A 4,304-nucleotide genomic window follows, 5' to 3' on the forward strand; every position below is an offset into this window, starting at 1 on the left:
ATGCGATCGACATTAACCGCATCGCCGTCGCCGGGATCGATCCGGCCGAGGTTGCGACGTGCGTCGACGTGCTTTCGCGCATGTCAGCCAATCTCGCCGCCGAATTCGATTCTATCCCGAACACCCCCGCCGAGGACTGACAGGGCGCAACCGGTCAGCGGCCGCTCGCCGGGTATCCTGCGGCAGCCCGGCAAAGACGGAGCATCGACAACCACGCTGCTCCCGCACCGCTTATGCTCCGCCCCGTCATTTCCCGGATTGCATCACGTCAGATCTTGAACTCCGCGAACGTCTCCGGCGCGAACATGTCCTCGATCGTCAGCTGGCGCGGCGACAGACCCTGCTCATGATGATAGCGCGTGAAGGTCTCGAGTACGTGGCGGTTCTTCTCGATTCCGTAAGGCCACCACTGATCGCCCAACGTCGCGATCGTTTCCTCGACCGCGGCAATTTGCCAGGGCAGCATCGTCTTGAGCGAGGCTGAGACGCGCAGCTGTTCGTAGGTTAGCTGCTGCGCCTGGACGAACGCCTTGTAGAGCGCCTGTGCGATCCAGCGGTTCTTCTCGTAAATGTCGCGGCGAATGGCAACGACGTGCATGATCGGGAAGATATTCGTCTTGCCGAAATAGGCTTTCTCGACCTGGACGAAGTCCGGGAACAGGCGCCGCACATTGTGCGGTTCCGAATAGAAGGTCGATGGAGCACGCGCGGTGTGCAGCGCGTCGATCTCGCCATCAGCCAACATCCGGGTCAGCGTCTGGTTTGGCCCGATCGGCTCAACCTTGAACTTGTCCGGCAGATTGAGTTTGAGCTTTTCCTCACGGCCCGGCTCTTCCTCGCCGCCCGTGACATAAGTGACCGACGCCGGGTCGATGCCATATTCGTCCTGCAGGATACCGCGGATCCAGACCGGCGCGGTCATCTGATATTCCGGGACGCCGATGCGCTTGCCGACAAGGTCGGACGGTTTTTCGATGCCGCTCTTGGCCGACACGAAGATGCAGGAATGACGGAAGAAACGTGACGGGAACACCGGGATGGCGATAAAGTCTGGATTGTCCCGGCCCAGAGTCACGCAATACGATGACATCGAAAGCTCGGCGGCATCGAACTCGCGATTGCGCAGCATCCGGAAGAACGTTTCCTCGACGGCCAGCACCTGAAAGTTGAGATCGATCCCATCGGGGCGGACCGTCTGCGACAGCAGCGCCTCGGTGCGATCATAGCCCCAACAGGCGAGCGAGAGGTTCAATCTAGTCATACGGAAACGGCCTCCAAAGTGTCGATAATCATGGCTGTGGGTGCGATTTCGCTGCCGGTGCGGCTCGATTCGAGTAGGGCTGCGCAGCACGCCACCGTCTTCACGCCCCAGCGGCCATCATGGATCGGCTGGACCAGACCGAGTGCGCCTTCAACGAATTCATCGATGACCTCGACCCGCGGCAGGCTTGGCGGATCGATCGCGAGAAACTCACGGTGTTCATCGCCATAGAGCGTGATGCCTTGGGGCGAGAGCTTGAGATCGGCGCGTTCGCAACTGACCAGCACAAAGCCGAAATGCTCATGATACGGCGCCGGCGGTTCGCTGGTCGATGCGCCGTCCTCGCCATACGCTCGGCGTATCTTGGCAGCGCTTTCGGTCGCTGGTTCGAGGTTCCTGAGCGCGCGCCGCGTGTCACCGTATTGCTCCGGATCCTTCTCGCGGCCGAGTTCCGATATCCAATTAACCAGTTCGTCGGAATCATAATGGGCGTAGCCACTGTACGTCAGCGATGCGACAGCCCCACCCTCGAATCCCATCATCGCGGCATATGCGCCCTCGCTCGGGCGACTGGAATCCCAATTGCCCGCAACCGCGCGCACGAATGTCACATCGCGTCCGACAAGCCGCCGCGCCACGTCAATTTGGTGAGCGGCTTGACTGTAGACAACGCCCCCACCACGCGCGCTGTCCAGCTCTTCGGGGCGACGCGGCCGATACATGAAATCGGTGAAGTTCATCGCCGTGAGTTGCCGCACCGCACCAAAGCCGCCGCTGGCGATCAACTCGGCGGCTCGGCGGACCGGGGCATCAAAGCCATGGCTGGGGCCGACCAGGAGCAGTTTGCCGGCCCGGCGTGCCGCCGCTTCCATCGCGACGCACTCGGCGACAGAGATCGCCATCGGCTTTTCGACCAGAACATGCTTGCCCGCACCGAGGGCCGCGATTGCCTGCGTCGCGTGCAGTTCGTGTGGCGTCGCGATATAGACGGCATCAATATCGGCGGCGAGCAACCCCTCCAGGCTTTCATATGACTTGGCTCCGAACTCGCGCGTGAATTGAGCACGTGGGGACGCGCGCAGATCGAACGCCGCGGCGATCTCGACCCGTGGGTGCGCGCGCAACGCCGGAAGCGTCAGCATGAACCCCCGGCCAAGGCCGACAATGCCGATCCGAAGTGCCTTCATGTTTATCCTCGATCTGCCAGGTCGGTCCTTGAAATGCGGCCCGCTTGAAACGCACAATACTTCTATGTAGAAGTGTTTTCAAGAAGTGGATGAAACACCTTCGTGGCACGGCGCCTTGGCACAGCCACTTTGCGATAAGGATAGGCGATGACACCCCAACAAAATGACATCCTCGCCCGAGTCGAGGGCAGCGCGCCGATGGGCAGGCTGATGCGCCAGCACTGGATGCCCGCGTGCATGTCCGAAGAGGTGGCCGAACCGGATTGTACGCCGCTGCGCGTCCGCCTCCTCGGCGAGAATATGGTGGTGTTCCGCGACAGCAAGGGTCGTCTGGGCGCGCTTGACGAGCAATGCCCGCACCGCCGCGCGTCGCTGGCCTTTGGCCGCAACGAGGAATGCGGCCTGCGTTGCCTCTATCATGGCTGGAAGTTCGACGTGAACGGCAACGCCATCGACATGTCGTCCGAGCCGGTCGACGCCAAGCTGCGCAGCACGATGAAGACCAAGGCCTATCCGGTCCAGGAGGCCGGCGGGTTCGTCTGGGTGTGGATGGGCAATCCCGATCAGGTGACGCCGTTCGACAAGCCCAACTGGGCGACCGTACCGGACGACAAGATCAGCATCGTGAAGATGCATGGCGCATGCAACTGGGCACAGGTGCTCGAAGGCTCCATCGACTCGGCGCACAGTTCGAGCCTGCACTCGTCCAACATGCCGACGGCAACCGAGGTCAGCGGATCGACCGCGACCGACACCGCCTGGCTACGGCCGTCGGCCGACAAGGCGCCACGCCTTGAGGTCCAGAAGACCAGCTTTGGCTTCCGCTATGTCGCGATCCGCAAGCCGATCGTCGACGCCGATGCCACTGATTATATCCGCATGACACTCTATGTGGCGCCCTATACCGTCCACATTCCATCGAATGACCAATATCATCTGAGCCAGATGCTGGTCCCGATCGATGATGAGAACACGATGTTCTACTGGGTCGCCTGGCATCCCGAAAAAGGCATTTCGACCGACGCATGGCGCAAATTCTGCGGTGCCGAGATCGGCAAGGATGTCGAGCCGATCACCTTCAAAAAGATGCGCAACGCAGGAAACAACTATCTCCAGGATCGCGTAGCCATGAAGGACGGCGATTTCACCGGTATCTACGGCATCCCGGCGCAGGACATGGCGATGTGGGAATCGATGGGTACGCTCGCCGATCGTGGCGATGATCGCCTGGGGTCGAGCGACAAGGCGATCTTCACGTTCCGCACACAGATGTACCGCGCCGCGCAGGCGGTGGAAAAGGGCGAGCCGGCGATCGGCACGACCGAGCCGCACATTCCGAACGCCAAGCTCATGTCGTTCGAAGGCATCGTGCCTAAGGGCACCGACTGGCGGCTGCTCAATGTCTCGGACGAAGAGGCGGATATCATGCGGACCGTATCGACAGATGTCGACGCTCTCGGGGACGTCCGCGCTTGATGATGTCCCTGCCGCCCATTGCCGGGCTCGACGCGGATGCCGTCAGTCATTTCGTCCAGTCCGTACTCAAGGAGGATCTGGGGCTAGGTGGTGATGTCACCACCGACCTCACCATCCCCGCCGACGCACGGCTGATCGCGACGATCCAGACTCGCGAGCAGATTGCCGTTGCGGGCATCGATCTCGCCCAGGTCTTCTTCGAGGCCCTTGATCCCGATGTCCGGGTCGAGCGGCTTGCCAGGGATGGAGATGAGCTCCAGGCGGGTGCCCCGATCATGCGCGTGGAGGGTCGCGCCCGCCCGATTGAGAACGGCGGAGCAATATTCGACCACGGTAGCGGCGGGATAGTCCTGCTGCGGGCGGCGTAAAAGTCGTCCACC

At 61.7% G+C, this 4,304-nt stretch carries 4 protein-coding genes; 2 read left to right on the forward strand and 2 right to left on the reverse strand.

Annotated elements, in window-relative coordinates; all coding sequences use genetic code 11:
- Positions 1-268: 268 nt before the first annotated feature.
- Both KIH45_RS18890 and KIH45_RS18895 read right to left on the reverse strand, forming a co-directional pair.
- The gene (locus tag KIH45_RS18890) at positions 269-1,261 is read right to left on the reverse strand and encodes an ABC transporter substrate-binding protein (protein ID WP_184081890.1); all 993 of its coding nucleotides are present in this window, start codon (positions 1,259-1,261) and stop codon (positions 269-271) included.
- Complete coding sequence (locus KIH45_RS18895) at positions 1,258-2,448, reverse strand: Gfo/Idh/MocA family protein (protein ID WP_062344530.1); 1,191 nt, start codon at positions 2,446-2,448, stop codon at positions 1,258-1,260. Before KIH45_RS18895 ends, KIH45_RS18890 begins: the two co-directional genes overlap by 4 nt.
- 147 nt (positions 2,449-2,595) lie before the next feature.
- Between KIH45_RS18895 and KIH45_RS18900 the strand changes: the two genes are divergently transcribed.
- Both KIH45_RS18900 and KIH45_RS19575 read left to right on the forward strand, forming a co-directional pair.
- On the forward strand, positions 2,596-3,924 hold the full coding sequence (locus KIH45_RS18900; RefSeq protein WP_062344527.1) for a Rieske 2Fe-2S domain-containing protein: 1,329 nt from the start codon (positions 2,596-2,598) through the stop codon (positions 3,922-3,924).
- A 2-nt stretch (positions 3,925-3,926) separates the two neighbouring features.
- Positions 3,927-4,292 (forward strand): beta/alpha barrel domain-containing protein, encoded by a 366-nt coding sequence (locus KIH45_RS19575; protein WP_225900043.1) that lies wholly within the window; start codon positions 3,927-3,929, stop codon positions 4,290-4,292.
- The last annotated feature ends 12 nt before the right edge of the window (positions 4,293-4,304 follow it).

This window comes from Croceicoccus gelatinilyticus, assembly GCF_018398395.1.
Classification (GTDB): domain Bacteria; phylum Pseudomonadota; class Alphaproteobacteria; order Sphingomonadales; family Sphingomonadaceae; genus Croceicoccus; species Croceicoccus gelatinilyticus.

Excerpts from the sequence above, each read along its gene's own strand:
- KIH45_RS18890 (WP_184081890.1), bottom strand. The coding sequence starts at position 1,261 with ATGACTAGATTGAACCTCTCGCTCGCCTGTTGGGGCTATGATCGCACC.
- KIH45_RS18895 (WP_062344530.1), bottom strand. The coding sequence starts at position 2,448 with ATGAAGGCACTTCGGATCGGCATTGTCGGCCTTGGCCGGGGGTTCATG.
- KIH45_RS18900 (WP_062344527.1), top strand. The coding sequence starts at position 2,596 with ATGACACCCCAACAAAATGACATCCTCGCCCGAGTCGAGGGCAGCGCG.
- KIH45_RS19575 (WP_225900043.1), top strand. The coding sequence starts at position 3,927 with ATGTCCCTGCCGCCCATTGCCGGGCTCGACGCGGATGCCGTCAGTCAT.